The 25,412-nt window shown below is 72.5% G+C and carries 26 protein-coding genes; 6 read left to right on the plus strand and 20 right to left on the minus strand.

Annotated features, from left to right (window positions below):
* Positions 1-51: 51 nt before the first annotated feature.
* Positions 52-2,574, minus strand: a complete 2,523-nt coding sequence (locus tag DEJ43_RS16070; protein WP_015034424.1) for an ATP-dependent Clp protease ATP-binding subunit — start codon at positions 2,572-2,574, stop codon at positions 52-54.
* Between the two features lie 484 nt (positions 2,575-3,058).
* Between DEJ43_RS16070 and DEJ43_RS16080 the strand changes: the two genes are divergently transcribed.
* A complete protein-coding gene (locus DEJ43_RS16080) occupies positions 3,059-3,649 on the plus strand; it encodes an SCO3374 family protein (protein WP_015034425.1) in 591 nt (196 codons plus the stop codon).
* Here the strand turns inward: DEJ43_RS16080 and DEJ43_RS16085 are convergent.
* The 10 genes from DEJ43_RS16085 to DEJ43_RS16130 all read right to left on the minus strand — a co-directional run bounded on the left by DEJ43_RS16085 (position 3,628) and on the right by DEJ43_RS16130 (position 11,704).
* Positions 3,628-3,963 carry a histone-like nucleoid-structuring protein Lsr2 gene (locus DEJ43_RS16085; protein ID WP_015034426.1) on the minus strand — a complete coding sequence of 112 codons (336 nt, stop codon included), beginning with the start codon at positions 3,961-3,963 and terminating at the stop codon, positions 3,628-3,630. The two genes, DEJ43_RS16080 and DEJ43_RS16085, sit on opposite strands and share 22 nt — an antisense overlap.
* Positions 3,964-4,129: 166 nt before the next feature.
* Positions 4,130-4,675, minus strand: a complete 546-nt coding sequence (locus DEJ43_RS16090) for an amino-acid N-acetyltransferase (protein WP_015034427.1) — start codon at positions 4,673-4,675, stop codon at positions 4,130-4,132.
* 29 nt (positions 4,676-4,704) lie between these two features.
* Complete coding sequence (locus DEJ43_RS16095) at positions 4,705-5,124, minus strand: BlaI/MecI/CopY family transcriptional regulator (RefSeq protein WP_015034428.1); 420 nt, start codon at positions 5,122-5,124, stop codon at positions 4,705-4,707.
* Positions 5,125-5,241: 117 nt separating this feature from the next.
* Positions 5,242-5,421 (minus strand): hypothetical protein, encoded by a 180-nt coding sequence (locus tag DEJ43_RS16100; protein WP_015034429.1) that lies wholly within the window; start codon positions 5,419-5,421, stop codon positions 5,242-5,244.
* A gap of 14 nt (positions 5,422-5,435) precedes the next feature.
* On the minus strand, positions 5,436-6,008 hold the full coding sequence (locus DEJ43_RS16105) for a hypothetical protein (RefSeq protein ID WP_041662536.1): 573 nt from the start codon (positions 6,006-6,008) through the stop codon (positions 5,436-5,438).
* Positions 6,009-6,143: 135 nt separating this feature from the next.
* A complete protein-coding gene (locus DEJ43_RS16110) occupies positions 6,144-6,950 on the minus strand; it encodes a type III pantothenate kinase (RefSeq protein WP_015034431.1) in 807 nt (268 codons plus the stop codon).
* The gene (gene nadC, locus DEJ43_RS16115; RefSeq protein ID WP_015034432.1) at positions 6,950-7,972 is read right to left on the minus strand and encodes a carboxylating nicotinate-nucleotide diphosphorylase; all 1,023 of its coding nucleotides are present in this window, start codon (positions 7,970-7,972) and stop codon (positions 6,950-6,952) included. Before nadC ends, DEJ43_RS16110 begins: the two co-directional genes overlap by 1 nt.
* The gene (locus DEJ43_RS16120; protein ID WP_015034433.1) at positions 7,969-9,666 is read right to left on the minus strand and encodes an L-aspartate oxidase; all 1,698 of its coding nucleotides are present in this window, start codon (positions 9,664-9,666) and stop codon (positions 7,969-7,971) included. The genes nadC and DEJ43_RS16120 overlap by 4 nt, the downstream gene beginning before the upstream one ends.
* On the minus strand, positions 9,663-10,757 hold the full coding sequence (gene panC, locus DEJ43_RS16125) for a pantoate--beta-alanine ligase (RefSeq protein WP_015034434.1): 1,095 nt from the start codon (positions 10,755-10,757) through the stop codon (positions 9,663-9,665). The genes DEJ43_RS16120 and panC overlap by 4 nt, the downstream gene beginning before the upstream one ends.
* Complete coding sequence (locus DEJ43_RS16130; protein ID WP_015034435.1) at positions 10,754-11,704, minus strand: Rossmann-like and DUF2520 domain-containing protein; 951 nt, start codon at positions 11,702-11,704, stop codon at positions 10,754-10,756. Before DEJ43_RS16130 ends, panC begins: the two co-directional genes overlap by 4 nt.
* A 125-nt stretch (positions 11,705-11,829) precedes the next feature.
* Here DEJ43_RS16130 and DEJ43_RS16135 point away from each other — a divergent pair, with 125 nt between their 5' ends.
* The gene (locus DEJ43_RS16135; RefSeq protein ID WP_015034436.1) at positions 11,830-13,011 is read left to right on the plus strand and encodes a threonine aldolase family protein; all 1,182 of its coding nucleotides are present in this window, start codon (positions 11,830-11,832) and stop codon (positions 13,009-13,011) included.
* A 98-nt stretch (positions 13,012-13,109) separates the two neighbouring features.
* Here the strand turns inward: DEJ43_RS16135 and DEJ43_RS16140 are convergent, their stop codons facing one another.
* Positions 13,110-13,340: a hypothetical protein gene (locus DEJ43_RS16140; RefSeq protein ID WP_051025888.1), complete on the minus strand. Its 231-nt coding sequence runs from the start codon at positions 13,338-13,340 to the stop codon at positions 13,110-13,112.
* Positions 13,341-13,440: 100 nt separating this feature from the next.
* Here DEJ43_RS16140 and DEJ43_RS16145 point away from each other — a divergent pair, with 100 nt between their 5' ends.
* Entirely contained in the window at positions 13,441-14,529 is a 1,089-nt protein-coding gene (locus DEJ43_RS16145; protein ID WP_041662538.1) for a DUF5937 family protein, read from the plus strand.
* A gap of 36 nt (positions 14,530-14,565) precedes the next feature.
* On the opposite strand, the gene DEJ43_RS16150 is transcribed toward DEJ43_RS16145, so the two are convergent.
* The 3 genes from DEJ43_RS16150 to DEJ43_RS16160 are packed head-to-tail and all read right to left on the minus strand — an operon-like array spanning position 14,566 to position 17,082.
* Complete coding sequence (locus DEJ43_RS16150) at positions 14,566-15,180, minus strand: AAA family ATPase (RefSeq protein ID WP_015034439.1); 615 nt, start codon at positions 15,178-15,180, stop codon at positions 14,566-14,568.
* Positions 15,181-15,183: 3 nt separating this feature from the next.
* Positions 15,184-15,861 carry a response regulator transcription factor gene (locus DEJ43_RS16155; RefSeq protein ID WP_015034440.1) on the minus strand — a complete coding sequence of 226 codons (678 nt, stop codon included), beginning with the start codon at positions 15,859-15,861 and terminating at the stop codon, positions 15,184-15,186.
* Between the two features lie 18 nt (positions 15,862-15,879).
* Complete coding sequence (locus DEJ43_RS16160) at positions 15,880-17,082, minus strand: sensor histidine kinase (protein ID WP_015034441.1); 1,203 nt, start codon at positions 17,080-17,082, stop codon at positions 15,880-15,882.
* A gap of 97 nt (positions 17,083-17,179) precedes the next feature.
* Between DEJ43_RS16160 and DEJ43_RS16165 the strand changes: the two genes are divergently transcribed.
* Together DEJ43_RS16165 and DEJ43_RS16170 are read left to right on the plus strand one after the other, a co-directional pair.
* Positions 17,180-18,310 (plus strand): SAM-dependent methyltransferase, encoded by a 1,131-nt coding sequence (locus tag DEJ43_RS16165; protein WP_015034442.1) that lies wholly within the window; start codon positions 17,180-17,182, stop codon positions 18,308-18,310.
* 4 nt (positions 18,311-18,314) lie between these two features.
* A complete protein-coding gene (locus tag DEJ43_RS16170) occupies positions 18,315-19,457 on the plus strand; it encodes an NADH-quinone oxidoreductase subunit D (protein ID WP_015034443.1) in 1,143 nt (380 codons plus the stop codon).
* A 19-nt stretch (positions 19,458-19,476) separates the two neighbouring features.
* Here the strand turns inward: DEJ43_RS16170 and DEJ43_RS16175 are convergent, their stop codons facing one another.
* The 4 genes from DEJ43_RS16175 to DEJ43_RS16190 all read right to left on the minus strand — a co-directional run bounded on the left by DEJ43_RS16175 (position 19,477) and on the right by DEJ43_RS16190 (position 23,153).
* Positions 19,477-20,559, minus strand: a complete 1,083-nt coding sequence (locus DEJ43_RS16175; protein WP_015034444.1) for a hypothetical protein — start codon at positions 20,557-20,559, stop codon at positions 19,477-19,479.
* 130 nt (positions 20,560-20,689) lie between these two features.
* A complete protein-coding gene (locus DEJ43_RS16180; protein WP_015034445.1) occupies positions 20,690-21,697 on the minus strand; it encodes an ABC transporter substrate-binding protein in 1,008 nt (335 codons plus the stop codon).
* Between the two features lie 6 nt (positions 21,698-21,703).
* Positions 21,704-22,465, minus strand: a complete 762-nt coding sequence (locus DEJ43_RS16185; protein WP_015034446.1) for an ABC transporter permease — start codon at positions 22,463-22,465, stop codon at positions 21,704-21,706.
* 1 nt (position 22,466) lies between these two features.
* A complete protein-coding gene (locus DEJ43_RS16190; protein ID WP_015034447.1) occupies positions 22,467-23,153 on the minus strand; it encodes an ABC transporter permease in 687 nt (228 codons plus the stop codon).
* A 143-nt stretch (positions 23,154-23,296) separates the two neighbouring features.
* On the opposite strand from DEJ43_RS16190, the gene DEJ43_RS16195 reads away from it, so the two are divergent.
* Entirely contained in the window at positions 23,297-24,286 is a 990-nt protein-coding gene (locus tag DEJ43_RS16195) for an ABC transporter ATP-binding protein (protein WP_015034448.1), read from the plus strand.
* Positions 24,287-24,297: 11 nt separating this feature from the next.
* Here DEJ43_RS16195 and DEJ43_RS16200 read toward each other — a convergent pair whose 3' ends face one another.
* Entirely contained in the window at positions 24,298-25,410 is a 1,113-nt protein-coding gene (locus DEJ43_RS16200) for an alpha/beta hydrolase (RefSeq protein ID WP_015034449.1), read from the minus strand.
* Positions 25,411-25,412: the final 2 nt, after the last annotated feature.

The raw sequence follows: 25,412 nt of genomic DNA on the forward strand, positions 1-25,412 counted from the left end.
GCCCCGGAACCATCGGGTTCCGGGGCCGCCCCTTTGCTCAGGCGTGGTGCCTTACGCGTCCTTCGACAGGTTCGGGCCCGTGCCGCCCGTGGCCTCGATCGGCGGGGCGTCCGGCAGGGCCGTCTTCTCCTCGCCGCGGAAGGTGAAGGTGCGCTCGTCGCCCTCGCCCTCCGTGTCCACGACCACGATGTGACCGGGGCGCAGCTCGCCGAAGAGGATCTTCTCCGAGAGCGAGTCCTCGATCTCGCGCTGGATCGTCCGGCGCAGCGGCCGGGCGCCCATCACGGGGTCGTAGCCCTTCTTGGCGAGCAGCTCCTTCGCGGACTGGGAGAGCTCGATGCCCATGTCCCGGTCCTTGAGGCGCTCGTCGACGCGGCTGATCATCAGGTCGACGATCTGGAGGATGTCGTCCTGGGTCAGCTGCGGGAAGACGATGATGTCGTCCACACGGTTGAGGAACTCCGGGCGGAAGTGCTGCTTCAGCTCGTCGCTGACCTTCGCCTTCATCCGCTCGTAGTTGGACTTCGTGTCGCCCTGGGCGGCGAAGCCCAGGTTGAAGCCCTTCGAGATGTCCCTGGTCCCGAGGTTGGTGGTCATGATGATGACCGTGTTCTTGAAGTCCACGACCCGGCCCTGGGAGTCGGTCAGGCGACCGTCCTCCAGGATCTGGAGAAGGGAATTGAAGATATCGGGGTGGGCCTTCTCGACCTCGTCGAAGAGCACGACGGAGAACGGCTTGCGGCGCACCTTCTCGGTGAGCTGGCCGCCCTCTTCGTAGCCGACGTATCCGGGCGGCGAACCGAAGAGACGGGAAACCGTGTGCTTCTCGCTGAACTCCGACATGTCGAGGGAGATCATCGCGTCCTCGTCGCCGAAGAGGAATTCGGCGAGCGCCTTGGAAAGCTCGGTCTTACCGACACCGGACGGACCGGCGAAGATGAACGAGCCACCGGGGCGCTTCGGGTCCTTCAGACCGGCACGCGTACGGCGGATGGCCCGCGAGAGGCCGATGACGGCGTCCTTCTGCCCGATGACGCGCTTGTGGAGCTCGTCCTCCATGCGGAGCAGGCGGCTGGACTCCTCCTCGGTCAGCTTGAAGACCGGGATGCCGGTGGCCGTCGCGAGGACCTCGGCGATCAGATCGCCGTCGACCTCGGCCACGACGTCCATGTCGCCGGCCTTCCACTCCTTCTCGCGCTTGGCCTTCGCGGCGAGGAGCTGCTTCTCCTTGTCGCGGAGCGAGGCGGCCTTCTCGAAGTCCTGCGAGTCGATCGCGGACTCCTTGTCGCGGCGGACGCCGGCGATCTTCTCGTCGAACTCGCGGAGGTCCGGCGGCGCGGTCATCCGGCGGATGCGCATCCGGGAGCCGGCCTCGTCGATCAGGTCGATCGCCTTGTCCGGGAGGAAGCGGTCCGAGATGTACCGGTCGGCCAGGGTCGCGGCCTGGACGAGGGCCTCGTCGGTGATGGAGACCCGGTGGTGGGCCTCGTACCGGTCGCGCAGACCCTTGAGGATCTCGATCGTGTGCGGCAGCGACGGCTCGGCGACCTGGATGGGCTGGAAGCGGCGCTCGAGGGCCGCGTCCTTCTCCAGGTACTTCCGGTACTCGTCCAGCGTGGTCGCACCGATGGTCTGGAGCTCACCGCGGGCCAGCATCGGCTTGAGGATGCTGGCGGCGTCGATCGCGCCCTCGGCGGCGCCCGCACCCACGAGGGTGTGGAGCTCGTCGATGAACAGGATGATGTCGCCGCGGGTGCGGATCTCCTTGAGGACCTTCTTCAGGCGCTCCTCGAAGTCACCGCGGTAGCGGGAGCCGGCGACCAGCGCGCCGAGGTCGAGGGTGTAGAGGTGCTTGTCCTTGAGGGTCTCGGGCACCTCGCCCTTGACGATGGCCTGCGCCAGGCCCTCGACGACGGCGGTCTTGCCGACGCCGGGCTCGCCGATGAGGACGGGGTTGTTCTTGGTGCGGCGGGACAGCACCTGCATGACCCGCTCGATCTCCTTCTCGCGCCCGATGACCGGGTCGAGCTTGGATTCGCGGGCGGCCTGGGTGAGGTTGCGCCCGAACTGGTCGAGGACCAGGGACGTCGAGGGGGTGCCCTCGGCAGGACCGCCGGCCGTGGCGGCTTCCTTGCCCTGGTAGCCGGAGAGCAGCTGGATGACCTGCTGCCGCACCCGGTTGAGGTCGGCGCCCAGCTTCACGAGGACCTGGGCGGCGACGCCCTCGCCCTCGCGGATCAGGCCGAGCAGGATGTGCTCGGTGCCGATGTAGTTGTGGCCGAGCTGGAGGGCCTCACGGAGCGAGAGCTCCAGGACCTTCTTGGCGCGAGGGGTGAAGGGGATGTGCCCGGACGGGGCCTGCTGGCCCTGGCCGATGATCTCCTCCACCTGCTGGCGGACCGCCTCGAGCGAAATCCCGAGGCTCTCCAGGGCCTTAGCGGCGACACCCTCACCCTCGTGGATAAGGCCCAGAAGGATGTGCTCGGTGCCGATGTAGTTGTGGTTGAGCATCCGGGCTTCTTCCTGAGCCAGGACGACAACCCGCCGCGCGCGGTCGGTGAACCTCTCGAACATCGTTAATCGCTCCTCAGAGCGGTCAGTCAGTTAGGGGTCGATCCCCTCCCTGTCCTTCCGCAGCTTAGTCCCGCAAGCGGGGACCGCTCATTCCAACTGCCGACATCCGTCCGGATCACCCCACCTTCCGCGAGGGGACCTGCTGCCGAACAGCCGACAAATGCTCCAACCCGATGGTGCGAGACGATGTTCCCGCAGGCCAAGTAGTTACCCGCGCCATCAGTACGCCGATGGCGAACGTGAGACGCCGAAGCCCGCGAGTCGCCCCTCTCCACTAGGAATGTCTTACCCGTAAGCACTGACACTCCATGCGGCGCACCCCGGTTCCCTCCGCTACCAGCGAACACCCTTGCGCTGCCGAATGCACGCGTACGCCCCATCCCGGACACCTTGCGCGTTCGGAGCGGGACCCTGCGTCACCGCGACCGGTGCCGTGGCGGCCCGTCGGGCGTAACCAACGCGCCCTTCCGGGAGTTCCCCGGGCATGGCCTTCACCGTCCCGCTCCCCCGCACCCCGCTCGACGGCGGCCTGGCGCGTTGGTACGAGCACGAGCTCGGCTGGGCCACGGTGGCGGGCCCGCCGGTGCAGCTGGTCACCGGGCTGCGGTTCGACGTCCTGGAGCTGCCCGCGGCGGCCGGCCGCGGCGTGCTGCGCAGGATGGGCCGGGCGACGGGTCCGGTGGCCCTGCTCGGAAGCCGGATGCGGCTGCTCGTGGCAGCGGGTGGCGCCGAGGAACTACCGGGCCTGCTCGACTGGCTCGAATGGGGCGGTATCTCGCTGGATCTCACGGCGCTGGGCGCCGACGGCCGGATGACCGCGCCCCTTCCCCCGGGGCGGGGCGGATCCGGCGCGCCGGGCGCCGCGGTGTGGCTGCGTGCCCCGGCACCGGGCCGCGAGGTCGAGTCCTCGCTGCCGGCGCTGCGGTCCGCACCGTGGGGCGGTGCGGACGGCCCCTGTCTGGTGCGTCTCGTGGCCGCCGCCGCCGCGGAGTGCCACCGGGTGCGGCTGCTGAGTGCCCGGACCCGGGGTCCGGCGGCCCAGCAGCTGTCGCCTCAGCGGTTCGCGTCCTCGTAGGCGGCCTTGATGTCGGCCGGGACGCGGCCGCGGTCGTTCACGTTGTAGCCGTTGTCCTTGGCCCACGCGCGGATCTTCGCGGTGTCCGGGCTGCCCGCCGCCACGGCGCGGCCCTTGCCGCGACCGCCGGTGGTGCGACCGCCGGTGCGGCGACCGCTCTTGGTGTACGGCTCGAGCAGGCCACGGAGCTTTTCCGCGTTGGCGGTGGTGAGGTCGATCTCGTAGGTCTTGCCGTCCAGCGCGAACGTCACGGTCTCGTCCGCCTCGACGCCGTCGAGGTCGTCGACAAGAAGGACCTGAACCTTCTGTGCCACCGGATTTCCTTTCATCGAAAATGCAGTACGCGGAAAGGAAACCGCTTTTCCCGGAAAAACACAAACCCCTGGCAGAGGTTCAGAACCCCGACAACGCGGGAAACGTGCGCGATTCGGACATAGGGTTCCGTGCGGGGTTCCGTCCGGCGTTCAGCGGGGTTCCGCGTCACAGGTGCAGAAGCATCCGGCTGTTGCCCAAGGTGTTCGGCTTCACTCGTTCGAGACCGAGGAACTCGGCGACTCCCTCGTCATAGGAACGCAGGAGCTCGCTGTAGACATCTCCGTCGACCGGGGTCTCGCCGATCTCGACGAAGCCGTGCTTCGCGAAGAAGTCGACTTCGAAGGTCAGGCAGAATACCCGCCGCACCCCCAGCCATCGGGCGGTGTGCAACAACTTGTCGAGCACCTGATGTCCGACGCCGGCGCCCTTGAAGTCGGGATCGACGGCGAGAGTGCGGACTTCCGCGAGGTCTTCCCACATGACGTGGAGAGCGCCGCAGCCGACGACCGTGGCGTCCTCGTCGCGTTCCGCCACCCAGAACTCCTGGATGGACTCGTAAAGGGTGACGGTCGCCTTGTCGAGCAGGATGCCGCGCCGGACGAAGGGGTCGACGAGACGGCGGACCGCGGCGACATCTCCGGTGCGGGCCCTGCGTACGGTGACGGCTTTGGCGAAGTCCGCGGAAGCGGCGGGGGAAGCAGACGGCGACATGGGGGGACGCTATCGCCCCCGCGGCCCGCTTATCGCTCCTGGGCCCCGGTTCCTTCGGCGCCCTCCTCGGGCGGCGCGGGAAGCGGGTTGTCGCGCTGGACGATACGGATGGCGTCGTTCAGGGCTTCGCGCTGGTCCTGCGACATCATGCCGAAGAAGGCGACGAGCGCGGCGGCAGGGTTGTCGCTCTGGGCCCATGCCTCGTTCATCAGCGCGGCCGCGTATGCGGCGCGGGTGGAGACCGCCGTATATCGATAGGCGCGGCCTTCGACTTCTCTGCGGACCCAGCCCTTCTGGTGGAGATTGTCCATGACGGTCATGACGGTGGTGTAGGCGATGGACCGTTCCTGCTGAAGGTCCTCCAGAACTTCCCGGACGGTCACCGGACGGTTCCATTGCCAGACGCGCGTCATGACGGCGTCTTCGAGCTCTCCCAAAGGACGGGGCACAACGCCACTTTAGTGCGCAAACCGCACAGAAGAGGTCATTGACGGAAAGAAACGCAACGAAAAGGACGCACGACCTCGAAAGGCCGTACGTCCTTGGTGCCGCCGGCGTCCGGCGGCTCAGCCGGCGGTGGCGCCGTCCGCCTGGCGGGCGGCCTCGGCGCGGGCGAGCGCGGCGTCCACGGCCGCGTCCTCCTTGGCCTTGTTCGAACCGCCCTGGCTCTTCACGATCACGGTGACGAGGGCGATGAAGAAGGCCGCCATCACGATGGGGGGCAGGAGCGCGGATACGTAGTCCATGCCGACCAGAGTAGCTATCCGGCGACCCGCTCCTCGGGCGGGGGCGGGGGTACCGGCCTTCGGCGCGGCGGGAAGACCTCGGACGGCTTGGGCACCGGGCGCTCCGCCGGGGCGGGCGGCTCGGGCTTGGGCTCGTCGGCCGCCGTACGCCCGCCGGGCAGGGCGAGCAGCCGGACCCGCGGGCCGATGGGCGCGGAGGTGGCGGTGGCCTGCGAGACCCGGGCCAGGCGCGCGCGTACGGAGCGCTCGGCGAGGACCTGGCAGCGGGCGAGGACCGCGGCGGCCGCGGGGTTGTGGCGCAGGGCGCGCAGGGCGGCGAGGTCGTCGGCCGCGGGGTCGTACCCGGTGGCGAGCGCCTCCTGGAGGAGCTCCAGGTAGCCGCTGAGCGACCCGGGGAGCGCCTCGCGGTAGCGGGCCAGGTCGTCGAGGAGGAAGGCGCGCAGCCGGCCGGCCTCGCGCACGGCCTCGTCCACGGATGCGGCCAGACTCAGCGCGTCCTGGACGTCCTCGTCCTGGAGGGTGGCGGGGTGGAGGGCGATGGCGAGGGCACGGCGGAGCACACGCAGCTCGTCCGCGCTGAACGCCATGCCGCCGCGGGATCCGTATGGCGTGGGCATGGGCCGACGATACGCGCTAATCGGACAATTTCCTCTTAGCGATCATTCCGGCGCGTCGGTGCGGCCCGGGCCCGCCGGGCCCGGTGCCCCGCGCGGCACCGCCCCTCACATGCGCGAGACGTTCCGCTCGTACACCAGGCGCAGGCCGATCAGGGTCAGCCAGGGCTCGTGCTCGTCGATCTCCTTGGAGTCCGCGAGCACCATCGGCGCCAGGCCGCCCGTCGCGATCACCGTCACGTCCGACGGATCGCCGCTGGCACCGACCAGCTCCCGCTTCATCCGGGAGACCACGCCGTCGACCTGGCCCGCGTAGCCGTAGACGATGCCGGACTGCATCGCCTCGACCGTGTTCTTGCCGATCACGCTCCGCGGCCGGGCCAGCTCGATCTTGCGGAGCATCGCGCCCTTGACCCCGAGGGCTTCGACCGAGATCTCGATGCCCGGCGCGATCGCCCCGCCCGCGTACTCCCCGCGCGCGGTGATCGCGTCGTACGTCGTCGCCGTACCGAAGTCGACGACGATCGCCGGGCCGCCGTAGAGCTCGACGGCGGCGACCGCGTTGATCACGCGGTCCGCGCCGACCTCCTTGGGGTTGTCCGTGAGGACCGGGACGCCCGTCTTGACGCCCGGCTCCACCAGGACCGCCGGAACGTCCCCGTAGTAGCGCCGCGTCACCTCGCGCAGCTCGTGCAGCACCGAGGGGACCGTCGCGCAGATGGCGATCCCCTCGATGCCGTCGCTCAGCTCGACGCCGAGCAGCGGGTGCATGCCCATGAGGCCCTGGAGCAGGACCGCCATCTCGTCGGCGGTGCGGCTCGGATCGGTGGAGATCCGCCAGTGCTCGACGATCTCGTCACCGTCGAAGAGACCGAGGACCGTGTGCGTGTTGCCGACGTCGATGGTGAGCAGCATCAGGCCCGCACCTCGCGCAGGTCGAGGCCGATGTCGAGGATCGGGGAGGAGTGGGTGAGGCCGCCGACCGCCAGGTAGTCCACGCCGGTCGCCGCGTACGCCGCCGCGTTCTCCAGGGTGAGGCGGCCGGAGGACTCCAGGGCCGCGCGGCCCGCCACCAGGGCGACGGCCTCCTCGGTCTCCACCGGGGTGAAGTTGTCGAGCAGGATCAGGTCCGCGCCGGCGTCCAGGACCTCACGGACCTGGTGCATCGTGTCGACCTCGACCTCGATCGGCAGCTCGGGGAAGAGCTCGCGCACGGCCTTGAAGGCCTCGGCGACGCCGCCGGCCGCCACCACGTGGTTGTCCTTCACCAGGGCCGCGTCGGAGAGCGACATGCGGTGGTTGACGCCGCCGCCGCAGCGGACCGCGTACTTCTCCAGGGCGCGCAGGCCCGGCGTCGTCTTGCGGGTGTCGCGGACCTTGGCCTTCGTGCCCTCCAGGACGTCCGCCCACGCGCGCGTGGCGGTGGCGATGCCGGAGAGGCGGCACAGGATGTTGAGCGCGCTGCGCTCGCCGGTGAGCAGGTCGCGGGTGCGGGCGGTGACGCTGAGGAGCACCTGGCCGGCCTCGACGCGCTCGCCGTCCTCGACGTGCCGCTCGACCTCGAACTCGTCGTCGCAGACGATCGACAGCACGGCCTCGGCGACCCGCAGGCCGGCCACGACACCGGCCTCGCGGGCGGTGAAGTCGGCGGTGGCGACGGCGTCCTCGGGGACGGTCGCCACGGTCGTCACGTCGACGCCGCCGTCGAGGTCCTCGGCGATCGCGAGGTGGGCGATGTCCTCGACCTGTACGGGGTCGAGGCCGGCGTCCGCGAGGAGCTCGGCGAGCGCGGGGTCGAGCCCGCACTCGAACTCCTCGGCGCCGCCGCAGCCACAGCCGTCGCCGCAGCCACCGGCCTCCTCGTCGGAGGCGACCGAGTTGATCTGGATCAGAGGGACGTCCACGGGCTGCGGACGGGCTTCCTCGGGCGTGGTCACTGAGCGCTCCCTGGGGCATCGGATGTGGGGGGAAAGTCGTGCGTGGCGGTCGTCCGGACGTCGAGGGTCCGGTCCGGGTTCAGGCGTACGACGAGATGCCGGCGCCAGTCCGTGTCGTCGCGGTCCGGGTGGTCCTCGCGCCAGTGGCAGCCGCGGGTCTCCGCGCGGCGGCGGGCGGCGGCGACCAGCACCCGGGCGAGGCACAGCAGGTTGGTGGTCTCCCAGGAGTCCACGCCCGGCTCGCCGGCCTTCGTGTCGTCGGTGCCGCCGGCCAGGGCGTCGCTGTGCAGGGCGTCGAGGGCCTCGGCGGCCTCCCGCAGGCTGTCCTCGGAGCGCAGTACTCCGGCGCCGGCCGTCATGATCCGCTGGACCCGGAGCCGGGCGCCCGCCACGGGCAGCGGCAGGGTCACCGGGGCCGGGTGCGGCGCCGGGGGGCCCGCCACGCGCGGGGCGGCGGCGGTGATGTCCTCGACGATCCGTTCGGCGAACACCAGGCCTTCGAGGAGCGAGTTCGAGGCGAGCCGGTTGGCGCCGTGGACGCCCGTGCAGGCGACCTCGCCGCAGGCGTACAGGCCCGGGACGGTGGTCCGGCCGTGCAGGTCGGTGCGGACGCCGCCGGAGGCGTAGTGGGCGGCCGGGGCGATCGGGATCGGCTCCGTCACCGGGTCGATGCCGTGGGCGCGGCAGGCCGCGAGGATCGTGGGGAAGCGTTCCGCCCACATCTCGGCGCCGAAGTGGCGGGCGTCGAGGTACATGTTCTCGGTGCCGTGCTCCTGCATCCGGCGCGTGATCGCCTTGGCGACGATGTCGCGGGGCGCGAGCTCGGCCAGCTCGTGCTGCCCGAGCATGAAGCGGACGCCGTCGGCGTCGACCAGGTGGGCGCCCTCGCCCCGCACCGCCTCGGAGACCAGCGGCTGCTGGCCCTCGGAACCTGCGCCGAGGAAGAGCACGGTGGGATGGAACTGGACGAATTCCAGGTCGGAGACCTCGGCCCCGGCGCGCATCGCGAGGGCGACGCCGTCGCCGGTGGAGACCGCCGGATTGGTCGTGGCGGAGAAGACCTGGCCCATGCCGCCGGTGGCGAGGACCACCGCGGGCGCGTGGACCGCGCCGACGCCGTCGTGCTGACCCTCGCCCATGACGTGCAGGGTCACGCCCGCCGTACGGCCCTCGGCGTCCGTGAGGAGGTCCAGGACGAGGGCGTGCTCGATGGTGCGCACGCCCCGGTCCCGTATCGCCTCGACCAGGGCGCGGGAGATCTCGGCGCCGGTCGCGTCCCCGCCCGCGTGCGCGATGCGGCGGCGGTGGTGGCCGCCCTCGCGGGTGAGCGCGATCGCGCCGTCGGCGGTCTTGTCGAAGTCGGCGCCGGTCTCGATCAGCCGGCGGACGGCGTCGGGGCCCTCGGTGACGAGGACCCGCACGGCCCGCTCGTCGCACAGCCCGGCACCGGCGACGAGGGTGTCGTCGAGGTGCTGCTCGGGGGTGTCGCCCTCGCCGAGCGCGGCCGCGATGCCGCCTTGGGCCCAGCGGGTGGAGCCGTCGTCGAGCCGGGCCTTGGTGACGACGACGGTACGGAGCCCGGCGGCGGTGCAGCGCAGCGCGGCGGTGAGGCCGGCGACGCCGGAGCCGACCACGACGACGTCGGCGTCGATGGCCCAGCCGGGTGCGGGGGCGTGCAGCCGTATTCCGGTCACTGGGTGGCTCCGAACGTGGTGGAGAGGGTGGCTCCGAGGAGGAGCGGGAGGTTGTCGATCAGCCGGGTGGCGCCGACGCGGGCGGCGACGGCGAGGATCGCCTCGCCGTCGTGGTCGTCGGAGACCTCGGTGAAGTCGGCCGGGTCGACGAGGGCGAGGTAGTCGAGCACGAGCGGCGGGTCGGCCTTCGCCGCGTCGTCGAGGACGGCGCGGGCGGCGGCCCGCACGGCCTCGGCGCCGCAGCCCTCGGCGGCCTGCGCGACCGCGTGGGCGTCGGCGGCGGCCCGGGCCTCGCCGAGCCGGGAGAGCCCTTCGGCGCGGCCCTCGCCACGATTCTGGGCGCCGGGCAGGGCCTCGGCACGCGCGCGGAGCGCCTCCTGGGCGGCGAGCCGGTCACGGGCGGCGAACAGCGCGCCGGACAGCGCGAGGGCGGTACGCCGCTCGGCGGCCGACAGGTAGCGGTTGCGGCTGGACAGCGCGAGGCCGTCGCCTTCCCGGACGGTCGGCACGCCGACGATCTCCACCGGGAAGTTCAGGTCGCGGGCCATCCGGCGGATCAGGGCCAGCTGCTGGGCGTCCTTCTGCCCGAAGAACGCCAGGTCGGGGGCGGTGAGGTGGAGCAGCTTGGCGACGACGGTCAGCATGCCGTCGAAGTGCCCGGGCCGGGAGGCGCCTTCGAGGAGCCCGCCCATGGGGCCCGCGGTGATCCTGACCTGGGGCTCCCCGCCCGGGTAGACCTCGTCGACGGAGGGCGCGAAGACGGCGCTCGCGCCCGCCTCGAAGGCCACCTCGAGGTCGGCTTCGAGGGTGCGGGGGTAGCGGTCGAGGTCTTCTCCTGCGCCGAACTGGAGCGGGTTGACGAAGACGGTGACGACGACGAAGCCCTGGTCGCCGACGCGCTCGCGCGCCGTCCGGATCAGGGTGGCGTGGCCCTCGTGGAGGGCGCCCATGGTCATGACCACGGCGTTCGCCCCGGGGGTCCCGAAGCGGGCGGCGGCGGCGCGGAGCTCCTCGGCCGTGCGCAGGAGCTCGGCCGGCTGGTGGCGGACGGACCGGCCGCCGTCGGCGCTCTCGCGGGCGAACAGGCTCATCGGTCGTCTCCTTGCGGCCCGTCGGCGGCGGTGGTGGTGCTGTCGCCGGCGAGGACGCCCAGCAGGTCCTCGGCCAGCTCGGGCTTGAGCAGGCCGTGCGCGAGCGCGCGGTCGGCGGTGGTGCGGGCCATCGCCAGATAGCCGGCGACGGTGCCGGGCGCGTGCTTGCGCAGCTCGGTGACGTGGGCGGCGACCGTGCCGGCGTCACCGCGGGCGACGGGGCCGGTCAGGGCCGCGTCCCCGGACCGCAGCGCGTTGTCCAGGGCGGCCCCGAGGAGTGGGCCGAGCATCCGGTCCGGGGCGGCGACCCCGGCCTTCTGCAACAGCTCCATCGACTGGGCCACCAGGGTGACCAGGTGGTTCGCGCCGAGCGCCAGGGCCGCGTGGTACAGCGGGCGGGCCTCCTCGGCGATCCACTCGGGCTCGCCGCCCATCTCGATCACCAGGGCCTCGGCCGCGAGCCGCAGCTCCGCGGGCGCGGTGACCCCGAAGGAGCAGCCGGCGAGCCGCTGGACGTCGACCGGGGTGCCGGTGAAGGTCATGGCGGGGTGCAGGGCAAGCGGCAGGGCTCCGGCCCGCCGGACGGGGTCGAGGACCCGTGCCCCGTACCGCCCGGAGGTGTGCACCAGCAGCTGGCCCGGTCGTACGGCCCCGGTGTCGGCGAGGCCCTCGACCAGGCCGGGCAGCGCGTCGTCCGGGACGGTCAGCAGGACCAGGTCGGCGAGGGCGAGGACGCGCGCGGGCTCCACGACGGGGACGTCGGGCAGGAGCTCGGCGGCGCGGCGGCGGGAGGCGTCGGAGACCGCCGAGACGGCGACGGGGCGGTGCCCGGCGAGGCGGAGGGCGGCGGCGAGGGCGGGGCCCACGCGGCCGGCGCCGACGACGCCGACGGTCAGCCGGGCGGGTCGGTCCTCGGCTCGGGGCTCTGGCGCTGCTGGTGCGTTCACGGTGGGGACGGCCTTCCGTTCCAGTCCTCGGCGGGTACCGGACGATTTCTGGTCATGCTACGCCAGCGTTTCGCGCTGCTCCGTGGCTGTCCACAGGGTGTGGGCGGTGGTGTGATGATCGCTCCATGGAACCTGTGGACGATGTGGACACCGTGAACGCCCCGGACGCCGTGGACCCGGAAGCGGCCCGGCACCACCGGGCGAAGGTCTGGGGCGGCGCCGAACGCACCCTGTGGCGCACCCAGGTGGACGGCCCGGTGGGCCCGCGGCTGCGTGAGCTCGCCGACTGGGCCGAGTCCTCCGGCCACGGCGAGGCACCGCTCGACAGCTACGGCGACGGGCTCGTCGAGGAGCTGGAGGGGCGCGTCGCCGAGGAGCTCGGCATGCCCGCCGCCGTCTTCTTCCCCACCGGCACCATGGCCCAGCAGGTGGCACTGCGCTGCTGGGCCGGGCGGACCGGCAACCCCGTCGTCGCCCTCCACCCGCTCGCCCACCCCGAGGTCCACGAGGGCGGCGCGCTCGGAGCCGTCTCCGGACTCCGTACGGTCCACCCGACCGACGCCCCCCGGCTGCCGACGGCCGAGGAGGTACGGGACCACCCGGAACCCTTCGGGACGCTGATGCTGGAGCTGCCGCTGCGGGACGCCGGCTTCGTGCTGCCGACCTGGGAGGAGCTGACCGAGGTGGTGGCCGCGGCCAGGGAACGGGACGCCGTGGTCCACTTCGACGGGGCGCGGCTCTGGGAGTGCCCGACCCACTTCGGCCGCCCGCTCGCCGAGATCGCGGGGCTCGCCGACAGCGTCTACGTGTCGTTCTACAAGTCCCTCGGCGGCATGTCCGGCGCCGTGCTCGCCGGCCCCGAGGACGTCATGGCCGAGGCCAGGGTGTGGCGGCACCGGTACGGGGGCCAGGTCTTCCAGCAGTACCCGGCGGCGCTCACCGCGCTCCGGGGCCTGGACGTGGAGCTGCCCCGGCTGCCCTCGTACGTGGCCCACGCGCGCGTGGTCGCGGACGCGGTCCGGGAGGCGCTCACGGAGGCGGGCCTGTGGTTCCGGGTCCACCCGGAGGCCCCGCACACCCACCAGTTCCAGGTCTGGCTGCCGTACGACCCCGACACCCTGACGGCGGCCGCGCTCGCCCAGACCGAGGCCACCGGCACGGCGCTCTTCCGGCGCTGGTTCGCCCCGGGCGCGGGCGGCCCGCCGGGGGTCGCCGTGACCGAGCTGACGGTGGCCGGACCGGGCCTGGAGTGGACGGCGGAGGACGTGCGGGCGGCGGTACGCGCGTTCCTCGACCGGATCGTCTGAAACCGGCTGCCGCTGAAACCCGGCTGCCGCTGAAGGGCGCGCCTCGAACGCGGACCCGCCGCGTCCGGTGCCGTCGAGCCGCCGGCCGCGGCCGGCTGTCAGCAGACGCCCGGACCCGGCCGGCGGCGCAGGACGGCCCGCACCGCCGACCGCACGGCCGTCCGAAGGCCGCCCCGCGCCGGGCGGCCCGCGAGGACCCGCTCGAAGCGGCGCCGGTCACGGACCGACCGCAGGACGGCGACGTCATGGGTCCCGGGTGCCGGAGGCATCGGCTCACCGAGCTGAGCTGCGCGGTACGCGTCGAAGACGTACTGGTGCATCGCGTTCATGCCCCCACCGTGCGCCGCGCCCACGGCCGGTGGCCCGACGTTTGACGAGGGCCGTCAAACGGCGGGACAGCTCCCCCTCCCCACCCCGCACCATGGGGAGGTGAGCGTGACCATAGACATCACCGGACTGCCGCACGAGCGGATCACCTTCTGCCCCTCGCCGCTGGCCGAGCTCGGCAACGCCCTGCACGCCCTCGCCGAGCCCGCCCACCACGCCCGGCTGCACGCCTGGACGACCGCGACCTCCGCCGGGATGAAGCCCGAGCTCGCGGACCGGCTGCACGAGGCCGACTTCATGTGGCGGTCCACCCGCTCCGACTTCCTGCTGCCCGCCCGGCCGCGCGAGACGCTCGCCGAGGAGCTCGACGACCTCGACCGCCTGGACGACGAGCGGTTCGTCGGCGCGGCCCTGGAGATCTCCTGCAGCAGCCGCTACGCGGAAGGCATCCCGTCCCCGCTGGTCGACGAGCAGTCCCGCCGCCGCGCACTCGACCTGGCCGCCGCCCGCGGGCCGCGCCAGGCCGCGTTCGTCGAGCGGATGCTGGCCGAACCGGCCGCCACGCGCGCGTGGATCCGCCGGCTCCTGGAGGACTGCGACGAGGCGTTCTTCGCCGACACCTGGCGCCGGGTCCGCGTCCAGCTCGCCGCCGACGCCCGCCACAAGACCGAACTGCTGCGCCGCAAGGGCCTCGCCGAGGCCCTGACAGCCGCCTCGCCCGCGCTCTCCTTCGAGGACGGCCCGCACGGCAGCCGCATCGTCGTCGACAAACTGGTGCACAGCCGGACCGAGGCGCAGGGCTCCGCTGTGACCCTCGTGCCGACCGCGTTCGGCTGGCCCCATCTGTTCGCGACGAGCGCCCCCGGCTGGCAGCCGGTGATCCAGTACCCCGCCGCCACCCGGGAGGTCGGCGGCGCCGAGCCCGTCGAGACGGTCAAGCTGCGCCTGGAGGCCATCGCCCACCCGATGCGGATGCGGCTCTGCCGCAACCTGGCGCGCGGCCCGTACTCGACGAGCGAGCTGGCCGACGCGTACGGCATCACCGCCCCCGAGGTCTCCCGGCACCTCTCCGTCCTGAAGAAGGCCGGCCTGCTCACCACCCAGCGCCGCGGCCGGTACGTGCTGCACCAGCTCGACTTCTCCGTCGTCGCCCGCCTCGGCAGCGACTTCCTGGAGAGCGTGCTCCGGTAGGCCTGCCTGCACCCGGCGTTCCTGGGGGGTGCGGGTTCAGTCGAAGCGGAGGTGGGAGAGGCCCACCCGGATCCGCCGCAGCCGGTGCCGCAGCGGCCCGTCCGTGTTCGGCACGGGCCGCAGCCCGGCCAGCTCCGCGGCCCGGTCCGCGACCTCCGGAACGGTCAGCCGGTCCGTACGGACGTGGTGGGCGAACTCCGGCGCCGCGAGCCGCTCCAGGCACTCGTCCAGCTTGGCCACGGCGAAGCTCTCCCGCTTCAGACCGCGCCCCAGGCCCCGCTCCACCAGCCGCCCCAGGACCGTCTCCCGCTCGGCGAGCAGCGCGACGTGGTGCACCCGGTCCGCGCCGTGGTCCGTGCGCAGCCGGCCGACGATCTCGGCGAAGTACCCCGGATCGGTCAGCGTCATCGGCACGATCACCGGCCCCGCCTCGTACCGCCGCAGCGCCAGGTCCAGCACCTCGTACACGCCCTGCCGCCAGGCCGCCAGGTCCTGGAAGTCCCCGCGCAGCGACGGCGGCAGCGCCCGGTGCAGCCCGAAGCCGACGTGCTCCGGGTCGCACACCACGCTGCCCGGCAGCCGTCGCCGCAGCTCGTACGCGGTCTGGGTCTTGCCACCGCCGAACGGACCGTTGATCCACAGCAGCGTCACGGCTCAGCCCGCCGCGCCGCCGCCCGCCCGGACCAGACCCGACTCGTACGCCAGGACCACGACCTGGACCCGGTCGCGCAGGCCCAGCTTGGTCAGGATGCGGCCCACATGGGTCTTCACCGTCGCCTCGGAGAGGACGAGCCGGGCGGCGATCTCGCCGTTCGACAGGCCCTGCGCGACCAGCAGCATCACCTCGCGCTCCCGGTCCGTCAGACGCCCCAGCTCCTTGTGCTCGGGCTCCTTGCCCGAGGACGGCAGCATCGGCGAGAAGCGGTCGAGGAGACGGCGGGTCGTCGAAGGCGCCACCACCGCGTCCCCGCTGTGCACCGAACGGATCGCCCCGAGCAGCTCCGCCGGCGGCACGTCCTTCAGCATGAAGCCGCTCGCCCCCGCCTTGAGCCCGGAGAACGCGTACTCGTCGAGGTCGAAGGTGGTCAGGATCAGCACCTTCGGCGGGTCGGGCTGCGAGCAGATCCGGCGGGTCGTCTCCACCCCGTCCAGCTTGGGCATGCGCACATCCATCAGCACCACGTCGACCGCCGTCGAACGCAGTACCTCCAGCGCCTCGACCCCGTCGCCCGCCTCCGCCACGACCTCCATGTCCGGCTGGGCGGCCAGCACCATGCGGAAACCGGTGCGCAGCAGCACCTGGTCGTCGACAAGCATCACGCGGATGGACATCAGATTCCTTCGTCGTCGTCAGAGAGCGGGCTTGAGGGGAAGCAGGGCACTGATCCGGAAGCCTCCACCAGGACGCGGACCGGCGTCCAGCGTGCCCCCGACCATGCCGACCCGCTCCCGCATGCCGATCAGACCGTGGCCCCGGCCGTCGGCGCCGCCGTCCTCGTACATCTCCTGCGGGGCTCCCCGGCCGTCGTCCTCGACGAGCAGCCCGAGACCGTCGTCGAAGTACACCAGCCGGACGCTGGCGCCGACATCCGGACCGCCGTGCTTCCGCGTGTTGGTGAGGGCTTCCTGCACGATCCGGTACGCGGTGAGCTCGACGCCGCTGGGCAGCGGACGCGGGCTCCCCTCGATGGCGAAGTCCACGGTGAGACCGGCGCCCCGCACCTGCTCGACGAGGTCCTCGATCTGCTTCACGTCGGGCTGCGGCACGTACTCCCCGGCCTCCTGGTGCTCGCCGGTCCGCAGGATGCCGAGCAGCCTGCGCATCTCCGCGAGCGCCTGCCGGCCCGTGCTGGAGATGGTCTCCAGCGCCTGCTTGGCCGTCTCCGGGGAGGAGTCCATCACGTAGGCGGCGCCGTCGGCCTGGACCACCATCACGGAGACGTTGTGCGCGACGACGTCGTGCAGCTCGCGGGCGATCCGGGCCCGCTCGGCGGCGACGGCCACCTTGGCCTGCGCCTCACGCTCCTGCTCCAGCCGGGAGGCCCGCTCCTCCAGCTGCGCGAAGTAGGCGCGGCGGGTGCGGAGCGAGTCGCCGAGCACCCAGGCCAGCGCGAACGGCACGGTCATGATGATCGTGAAGAAGACCTTGGCGGCGTTGGACCCGGGGCCCTCCATGGGCCATCTCAGCTGGGAGAGCGTCGCGGCGGAGAGGCCGCCGATGAGCGCGAGCCGGGAGGCCCAGCGGGGTCCGTCGTGCGCCGCGACCGTGTAGATGATCACGAGCATGGCGAAATCGGCGAAGAACGGCACCAGACCGAGGGCGAGCTGCGCGAGGCCGAGACCGACCGCGAGCAGCAGCATCTTCTCCGGCACCCGTCGCCGCAGGGCCACGACCAGGGAGAACAGCACGGCGACGAGCACGTACCCCACGGGGTGGCCCTCGACCGGGCCGGCTGACACCACCCACAGGAAGGAGAACCCGAGGAGGACGACGCCCCAGAAGGTGTCGACGCCCGTCGGGTGTCTGCGGATGAAGTCGTAGAGGCGCTGCACGTCACCCAGAGTAGGGAAGGCGGATAGGTGCAGGGATCAACCGTGGGGTCGATCCTTGACGCGGAGCCCGTACTCCCCGAGGTGGAGACTGGGGCGCGTGACGGATGAGACGTGTCAGTGGCAGGGGTGGCGGCAGGCCACGGAACGGGCGCTCTACGGCCCCGGGGGCTTCTATCTGCGCCCGGAGGGACCGGTGGGGCACTTCCGCACCTCGGTGCACGCCTCCCCGCTCTTCGCGGCGGCCGTGGCCCGGCTGCTCGCCGAGGTCGCGGAGGAGCTGGGGACGACCGAGATCGACCTCGTCGACGTGGGCGCGGGGCGCGGGGAGCTGCTCACGGGGGTCCTCGCCGTGGCCGGGGACGCCCATGACCTCACGGTCCGGCCGTACGCCGTGGAGCGCGCGCCGCGGCCCGCGGGGCTGGACCCCCGGATCGAGTGGAGCGACCGGCTGCCCTCGGGGGTGCGGGGGCTGGTCTTCGCGAACGAGTGGCTCGACAACGTGCCGGTGGACGTGGCCGAGGCGGACGCCGAGGGCACCGTCCGGTACGTGGAGGTCCGCACGGACGGCACGGAACGGCTCGGCGGGCCCGTCTCAGGACCGGACGCGGAGTGGCTGGCCCGCTGGTGGCCGCTGCGGGAGCCGGGCGCGCGGGCCGAGATCGGCCGGCCCCGCGACGAGGCCTGGGCCGCGGCGGTCGGGTCGCTGGCGGCGGGCCGGGCGGTGGCCGTGGACTACGCGCACGTACGGGAGTCCAGGCCGCCCTTCGGCTCCCTGACCGGCTTCCGCGCGGGCCGCGAGGTCCCCCCGGTCCCGGACGGCAGCTGCGACCTGACGTCCCACGTGGCCCTGGACGCGTGCGCGGCGGCGGGTGGCGACGGCGGCGGCGCTTCGGAGGCGGCCGCGGGTCACGGCGGCGGGGATCCGGAGGCGGCCGGTGGGCACGGCGCGTCCGGGTCCCGGGGCGGCGGGTGGCCGGAGGCCGGGATCGTCACGCAGCGGGAGGCGCTCGGGCGGCTCGGGGTGTCCGGCGGGCGGCCGCCGCTCTCCCTCGCCTCGGCCGATCCCACCGCCTACCTCCGCGCGCTCTCCTCCGCCGGGGAGGCCGCCGAGCTCACCGCCCGCGGCGGCCTCGGCGACTTCCTGTGGCTGACCCGGCGGGTGCCGGGGCGGCCCGGCGGGGAGGGCGGGACGCAGGGCACGGGGCGGCCGGGGCACGGGGGATACTGACCGCATGACGGAGACGACGGTCGGCATCGGCGGCGCGGCGGAGAGCACCGACATGGTGCTGAACATCGGGCCGCAGCATCCCTCGACCCACGGTGTGCTCCGGCTCCGGCTCGTGCTCGACGGCGAGGTCGTACAGCAGGCCGAGCCGGTGATCGGCTACATGCACCGCGGTGCCGAGAAGCTCTTCGAGGCGCGGGACTACCGGCAGATCATCATGCTGGCCAACCGTCACGACTGGCTCTCCGCCTTCTCCAACGAGCTCGGCGTGGTCATGGCCGTCGAGCGGATGCTGGGCATGGAGGTCCCGGAGCGCGCGGTGTGGACCCGTACGCTCCTCGCCGAGCTGAACCGGGTCCTCAACCACCTGATGTTCCTCGGCTCGTACCCCCTCGAACTGGGCGGCATCACCCCCGTCTTCCACGCCTTCCGCGAGCGCGAGGAACTCCAGGCCGTGATGGAGGAGGTCTCCGGCGGCCGGATGCACTACATGTTCAACCGGGTCGGCGGCCTCAAGGAGGACCTGCCCGCCGGATGGCTGGGGCGGGCGCGGCAGGCCGTCGCGGACGTCCGCTCGCGGATGGACGTGTACGACCGGCTGGTCCTCGGCAACGAGATCTTCCGGGGCCGTACGCGGGGGGTCGGCGTGCTGTCGCCGGAGGCGGTCCACGCGTACGGGGTGTCGGGGCCGATCGCCCGCGCCTCGGGCGTCGACTTCGACCTGCGCCGCGACGAGCCCTACCTGGCGTACGGGGAGCTCCAGGAGACCCTGCGGGTCGCCGTCCGCTCGGAGGGCGACTGCCTCGCCCGCTTCGAGTGCCTCCTCGACCAGACCCACAACTCCCTGGACCTGGCCGACGCCTGCCTCGACCGGATGGCGGAGCTGGCGCCCGGGCCGATCAACCAGCGGCTGCCGAAGGTGCTCAAGGCGCCGGAGGGCCACACGTACGCCTGGACGGAGAACCCGCTCGGCGTCAACGGCTACTACCTGGTCTCGAAGGGCGAGAAGACCCCTTACCGGCTGAAGCTGCGCTCGGCGTCGTTCAACAACATCCAGGCGCTGGTCGAACTCCTGCCGGGGACGCTGGTCGCGGACATGGTGGCGATCCTGGGCTCCCTGTTCTTCGTCGTGGGCGACATCGACAAGTAGCCCCGCCCCCGGCGTGGTGTCAGGAGTTGACCGCGCCGCGGAGTTCCGCGACGTCCAGCTGTTCCGTCTCGTCGTGGGCCGTCAGGTCGATGACCTGGCCCACCGCCTGCGACGGCCGCGGAGCGAGCGGGTCGACCGGGGTCCCGGTCGGGCTGATCGGCGTGAGGAGCGGCGCGCCGAGCGCCGCCTGCGCGGCGAGGGCCTCTTCGAGGACCTCCTCGCCCACGACGTCCGCGAGATCGGTGTTCTGCACGGCCTCGATGGCCGCCGCGGCCTTCTGCGTACCGAAGAAGTCGAAGCCCCCCTCGGGGCGCGGAACGGGCCGACGGGCCGCGTACGGCACGATCGCGGACGCGGTCGGCACCGCGGGGACCATGGGGGCGGCGGCCGGGAGGGCGAGGGCGGCGGCCGGTCGGGCGTGCTCGGTTCCGGCGGCCGCCGCGTGCTTCCCCTGCGGCTCCTCCGTCTCGCGGGCCCGCTCGGCGAGGTCACGCGCGCGTGCGGCCTCGGCGGTGCGGCGGGCCTGCTGCGCGGCCGCGTTGCGCGGGAGGTCGCGCAGGGCCTGGGCCGCGCGGCGGTAGGCCTCGGGCGTGGGCGCGGAGCCGCCGGCGGTCAACTCCTTGACGGCGCCGGAGGTCGTACCGGCCGCCGACTCCAGGGCGAGCAGGCGGGCGCCTTCGAGCGCGCTGGCCCGCTCGGTCTCCGCGGTGGCGTACCGGCGGAGCAGGTCGGCGTGCTCGCCGCGCAGCCCGGCGAGTTCCACCCGCTTGGCGCGGAGCTTGGCGTCGAGCCGGGAGCGCAGCGCGCGGGCCTCCTCCAGGTCGGACTCCAGCTCGGCGAGCCGCTCCTCGGCCTTCCACTGGTCGGCGGCGCGGGCCCGGTCGAGTTCGGCGACCTTCAGACCGGCGCTCCGGTCCCAACTGCGCATGAGGACGGCACCGGTGACGGCCGCCGCGGCCGCGGCGGCCGCGAGCAGCCGTGCGACGAGCGGGCCGCCGGGGAGCCAGGCGGCCGCGGCGCACACGACCGCGGCGCCGGCGACCGCGGAGGGCGGCAGCAGCTTGTGCAGAGGCGGGGAATGGCGGTGGCGTCCACGTGGCATGGCCTGAAATTTACCGTGCGTAGGCGCGGTGTGGGGTGTCGGCCCGGCAATCTCTTGGCCACTTCTCGCCACCAGAAGTGGATATCAACCGTTCCGGTTCCGTTTCGGGCCGCCTCCCCTCAGCCGATGACTACTTCTTGAGCAGCCCCTTCGTCTCCAGATACTCCTTGGCGACGTCCTCCGGCTTCGCCCGCTCGGCGTCCACCTTGCGGTTGAGTTCGGCGAGATCCGCTGTGGTCAGCACCTTGGTGATCTTGTCCAGGGCGGCGGCTATCTCCGCCGAACCGGCGTCCTTGGCGTTCACCACGGGCAGGACGTTGTCGGCGTTCTGGAGCTTCTTGTCGTCCTCGAGGAAGACCAGGCCGTAACTGTCGACGGTGGCGTCCGTGGTGGTCGTCAGCACCAGCTGGTCCACCCCGTCCTTGACCGCCTGCTTGGCCTGCGGGGTGCCGACGCCCTTGGGGTCGATCCCCGTCACGTCGATCCCGTACGTCTTCTTCAGGCCGGGCGCGCAGAACGGCCGGACCGCGCATTCGTCACCGGCGGCGATCTTCACCTTCAGCTTCGAGGCGCCGAGATCGGAAAGCGTCTTCAGCTTGTTCTTCTCGGCGAATTCCTTCGTCACCGCGAAGGCGTTCTGGTCGACCGCGCCGCCCACCGCGAGCACCTTCAGTCCGCGCGGTTCGGCGAGCTTCCGCAGCGCCTCGACGGTGGCCGTCGCGTCACCGGAGGCGACGGGCTTGTCCTCGGGCGCCTTCGGCCCGTTCACCTTCGCGTTGAGGAATTCCGCGATGGTCGCCGCGTATTCCGGGACGACGTCGATCTCGCCCTTCTCCAGCGAGGGCTCGTAGAGCTCCCGATTCTTCACGGTGGTGATGGACACCGAGTATCCGGCGTTCCGCAGGGACTGGGCGTACAGCTCGGCGAGCACCTTGGCCTCGGTGAACGCCGCCGCGCCGACGACCAGCGAACCCTTCTCCCCGCCGCCGGAGTTCCCGGCGCCGCCGGAGCTTCCGGCGCCCTTCTCCTTGCCCTGCTCCAGGCTGTCACCGCCGCACGCGGCGAGCGCGACGGTCAGCGCCGCCGTCCCCAGCACCGCACCCGCGATACGCGAGACCCTGTTCACGAGATCACCCATCCCCAGTCACCGTTTGCTCAGTTGATCGAATCGTCGGTCAAGTCGTCGGTCGGGCCGCCGGTCACGTGGGCGGTCACGTCGTTCGTCACGTCGACCGTCACGTCGTCCGTCCCGTGCCCGGAAGAGCAGCCGGTCCGCGCCCACCAGCACGCCCTCCACCAGCAGGGCGAGCAGGGCCACGAGCACCGCGCCCGCGACGACCTGCGCCGTGTCGTAGGTGGCGAAGCCGGCCGTGATGATCCGGCCCAGGCCGCCCTGGCCGACCATCGCCGCGATCGTCGCCGTGGCGACCACCTGCACCGCGGCCGAGCGGACCCCGGTCATCACCACCGGCCGCGCCAGCGGGAGTTCGACCCGCAGGAAGAGCTGGCCGCCCGTCATCCCCATGCCCCGCGCGGCCCGCACCGCGGCCCGGTCGACCTCCCGCATCCCCACGTACGCGTTGGTGAGGAGCGGCGGTATCGCGAAGAGCACCAGGGCGACGACGGTCGGCACGTACCCGGCGTTCCGCAGGGGGGAGACCATGAACAGGGCGAGGACCGCGAAGACCGGGACCGCCCGGCCCACGTTCGACACGTTCACCGCGAGCGTCCCGCCCTTGCCCAGGTGGCCGAGCCAGAGCCCGAGCGGCAGCGCGAGCGCCGCGGCGATCAGGAGGGCCGCCCCGCTCACGTACACGTGCTCGGCGAGCCGCTGCCCGACGCCCTCCTCGCCCGTCCAGTGCGCGCCGGTGGTGAGCCAGCCCCAGGCGTCCGTCACCACGCCCATCTCACTCACCTCCCGGCGCGGTCCGTATGCGGGCCCATGGCGTCAGCAGCCGCTGCAGGCCCAGGAGCAGCAGGTCGGCGGCGACGGCCAGCAGCACGCACAGCACCGAGGCGGCGAGCATCTGCGCCTTGAAGAAGGTCGGCAGCGCGTCCTCGATGAGGTTGCCGAGGCCGCCGCGGCCGACGACCGAGCCCACCGTCGTCAGCGCGATCGTGGAGACCGTCGCCATCCGTATCCCCGCCATCAGCACCGGGAGCGCCAGCGGCAGTTCGACCTGCCAGAGCAGCCGCAGCGAGCCGTATCCCATGCCCCGGGCGGCCTCCCGTGTCTCGGCGGGCACCGAGGCGAGACCCGCCAGCGTGTTCCGTACGAGGATCGTCAGGGCGTACAGCACGAGGCCGGTCACCACGAGCGCGGCCGACAGCCCGAAGAAGGGCAGCAGCAGCGAGAACATGGCGAGCGACGGGATCGTGTAGAGCAGGGTGGTCAGTCCGAGGACCGGTCCGGCGAACCGTGGCCTGGCCCGGACGAGCAGGGCCAGCGGCACCGCGACGACCAGCGCGATCAGCACGGACACGACCGTGATTCCCACATGCTGGAGCGTGGCGTCCGTCAACTCCTCGGCGCGCGTGCGCAGATACTCGCCGCAGATCCAGTCGTTGGTGACCAGACAGTTCGGTGCGCTCATCCGTCCTCCCCCCGGGTCGCCGGCCTTTCCGAACGCATGTGTGACGACCCTAACCCCCGCCACCGACAATCCCCGAGACCCGCCACAATGCGGCAACACGCCCTTCACACACCCCCGGCGTCCAGGGGACAGAATGGGGAACCATGATCCGGTTCGAGCACGTGACCAAGCGGTACCCGGACGGCACGACCGCCGTCGACGACCTCTCCTTCGAGGTCGCGGAGGGCGAACTCGTCACCCTGGTCGGGCCGTCCGGCTGCGGCAAGACGACCACGATGATGATGGTGAACCGGCTCGTCGAGCCGACCTCCGGCCGGGTCCTCGTCGACGGCGAGGACATCGCAGGCGTCGACCCCGTCGCCCTGCGCCGCAAGATCGGCTACGTCATCCAGCAGGTCGGGCTGTTCCCGCACCGCACGGTCCTCGACAACACGGCGACCGTCCCCTCCCTGCTCGGCTGGAAGAAGGCCGACGCACGCGCGCGTGCCGCCGAACTCCTCGACCTCGTCGGCCTCGACCCCGCCGTCTACGGTTCCCGCTACCCCGCCCAGCTCTCCGGCGGCCAGCGCCAGCGCGTCGGCGTCGCCCGCGCCCTCGCCGCCGACCCGCCGGTCCTCCTCATGGACGAACCCTTCGGCGCCGTCGACCCCGTCGTCCGCGAGCGCCTCCAGAACGAGTTCCTCGCGCTCCAGGCCACCGTCCGCAAGACGGTCCTCCTCGTCACCCACGACATCGAGGAGGCGGTCCGCATGGGCGACCGCATGGCCGTCTACGGGCAGGGCCGGATCGAGCAGTTCGACACGCCCGCCACCGTCCTCGGCGCCCCCTCCACCCCGTACGTCGCGGACTTCGTCGGCAGCGACCGCGGTCTGAAGCGGCTCGCCGTCACGCCCGTCACCGAGGCCGACCTCGACCCCGCGCCGCCGGTGAAGGAGTCCGGCGGGGCCGCGGGCCGGGACGGCGCCCCCGAGCCCGTCCCGCTCGGCACCTCCCTCAAGGACGCCCTCGCCGTACTCCTCCAGCACGACACCGGCCTGCTCACCGTCACCGGCGAGGACGGCCGGCCCGTCGGCGTCCTCACCCCGGAGGGCGTCCACCGCGCCCTGCGCCGGGCCTCGGTGACCTCCGGCTGATCCGGGTCCCGTCAGGTCGCGCTGAGCTTGGCGCCCATCCAGACGAGGCCCGGCGGGATCTCCCGGTTCCACGTGTTGAAGTTGTGGCCCCCGCTCTTCAGCGTGATCGAGGAGACCTTCGCCGGGCTCTTCACCTTCTTGATGAACGCCAGCGTGTCCTTGCGGTTGTCCTCGCCGTGCTGCGACGTCGTCACCAGGAACGACGTCGGGCCCTGCGGCCGGTGGTCCAGGCTCCACAGCAGGTCACCCCGCTTGCGCAGTCCGTCGTTCCCGTGGAAGAGGTCGCCCGTCGTCACGTCCTCCGCCGCCCGGTAGTACGCGGAGAATCCGGCGCCCGCCGCGAACCGGTCGGGGTGGTGCAGGGCGATCTTCAGGGCGCAGTACCCGCCCGTGGAGTTCCCCATGAACCCCCAGTTACGGGGCTTCGTGCCCACCCGGTACGACTCCGAGACCGCCTTCGGCAGGTCGTCGGCGAAGAAGGTCTCCGTCTGCGGGCCCCCCGGCACGTCCACGCACTCGGTGTCCCGGGGCGGCGCCACGGTCGGCCGCAGCATCACCAGGATCATCGGCTGCATCCGGCCCTCCTTCGCCTGGAGGTACGCCGTCCGCGGGTACTTCAGCCCCTTGATCAGGTTCTCCGCCGTCCCCGGGTAGCCGGTGAGCACCACCGAGGCCGGGAACGTGCGCTTGGCGTACCGCTCCTGGAAGTACTCCGGCGGCAGGTACACATAGGCCGGCGAGACGATCCCCGACCGCTCGCCCGACACGACGACCTTCTGGATCTGCCCGGCGACCGCCGGCCGGCCGCCGCCCGGCACGTCGAGCGCCTGCGTCCCCACCACCCTCAGGTCCTTCGAACCGCCCGCGTGGTCGACGACCACCCCCATCTCCTGCTCCTGACCGAACAGGTCGGCCCAGGAGCCGTAGAAGAGGAAGGAACGGTTCGCCGCCAGTCCCACCGCCGCGAAGAGCGCCAGCTGGGTCACGAGCAGCAGCCCGACCCGCCCCACCACCGCGCGCCAGCCACGGCGCGCCAGCCTCGGCCACAGCCAGATCGTGGCGATGAAGAACAGAACGGCGAGCGCGACCGCCACCACGAGGACTTTGTTGCTGGTGAGACCCATGG

Origin of the sequence: Streptomyces venezuelae ATCC 10712 (assembly GCF_008639165.1) — a bacterium.
In the GTDB taxonomy this organism is placed as follows: Bacteria; Actinomycetota; Actinomycetes; order Streptomycetales; family Streptomycetaceae; genus Streptomyces; species Streptomyces venezuelae.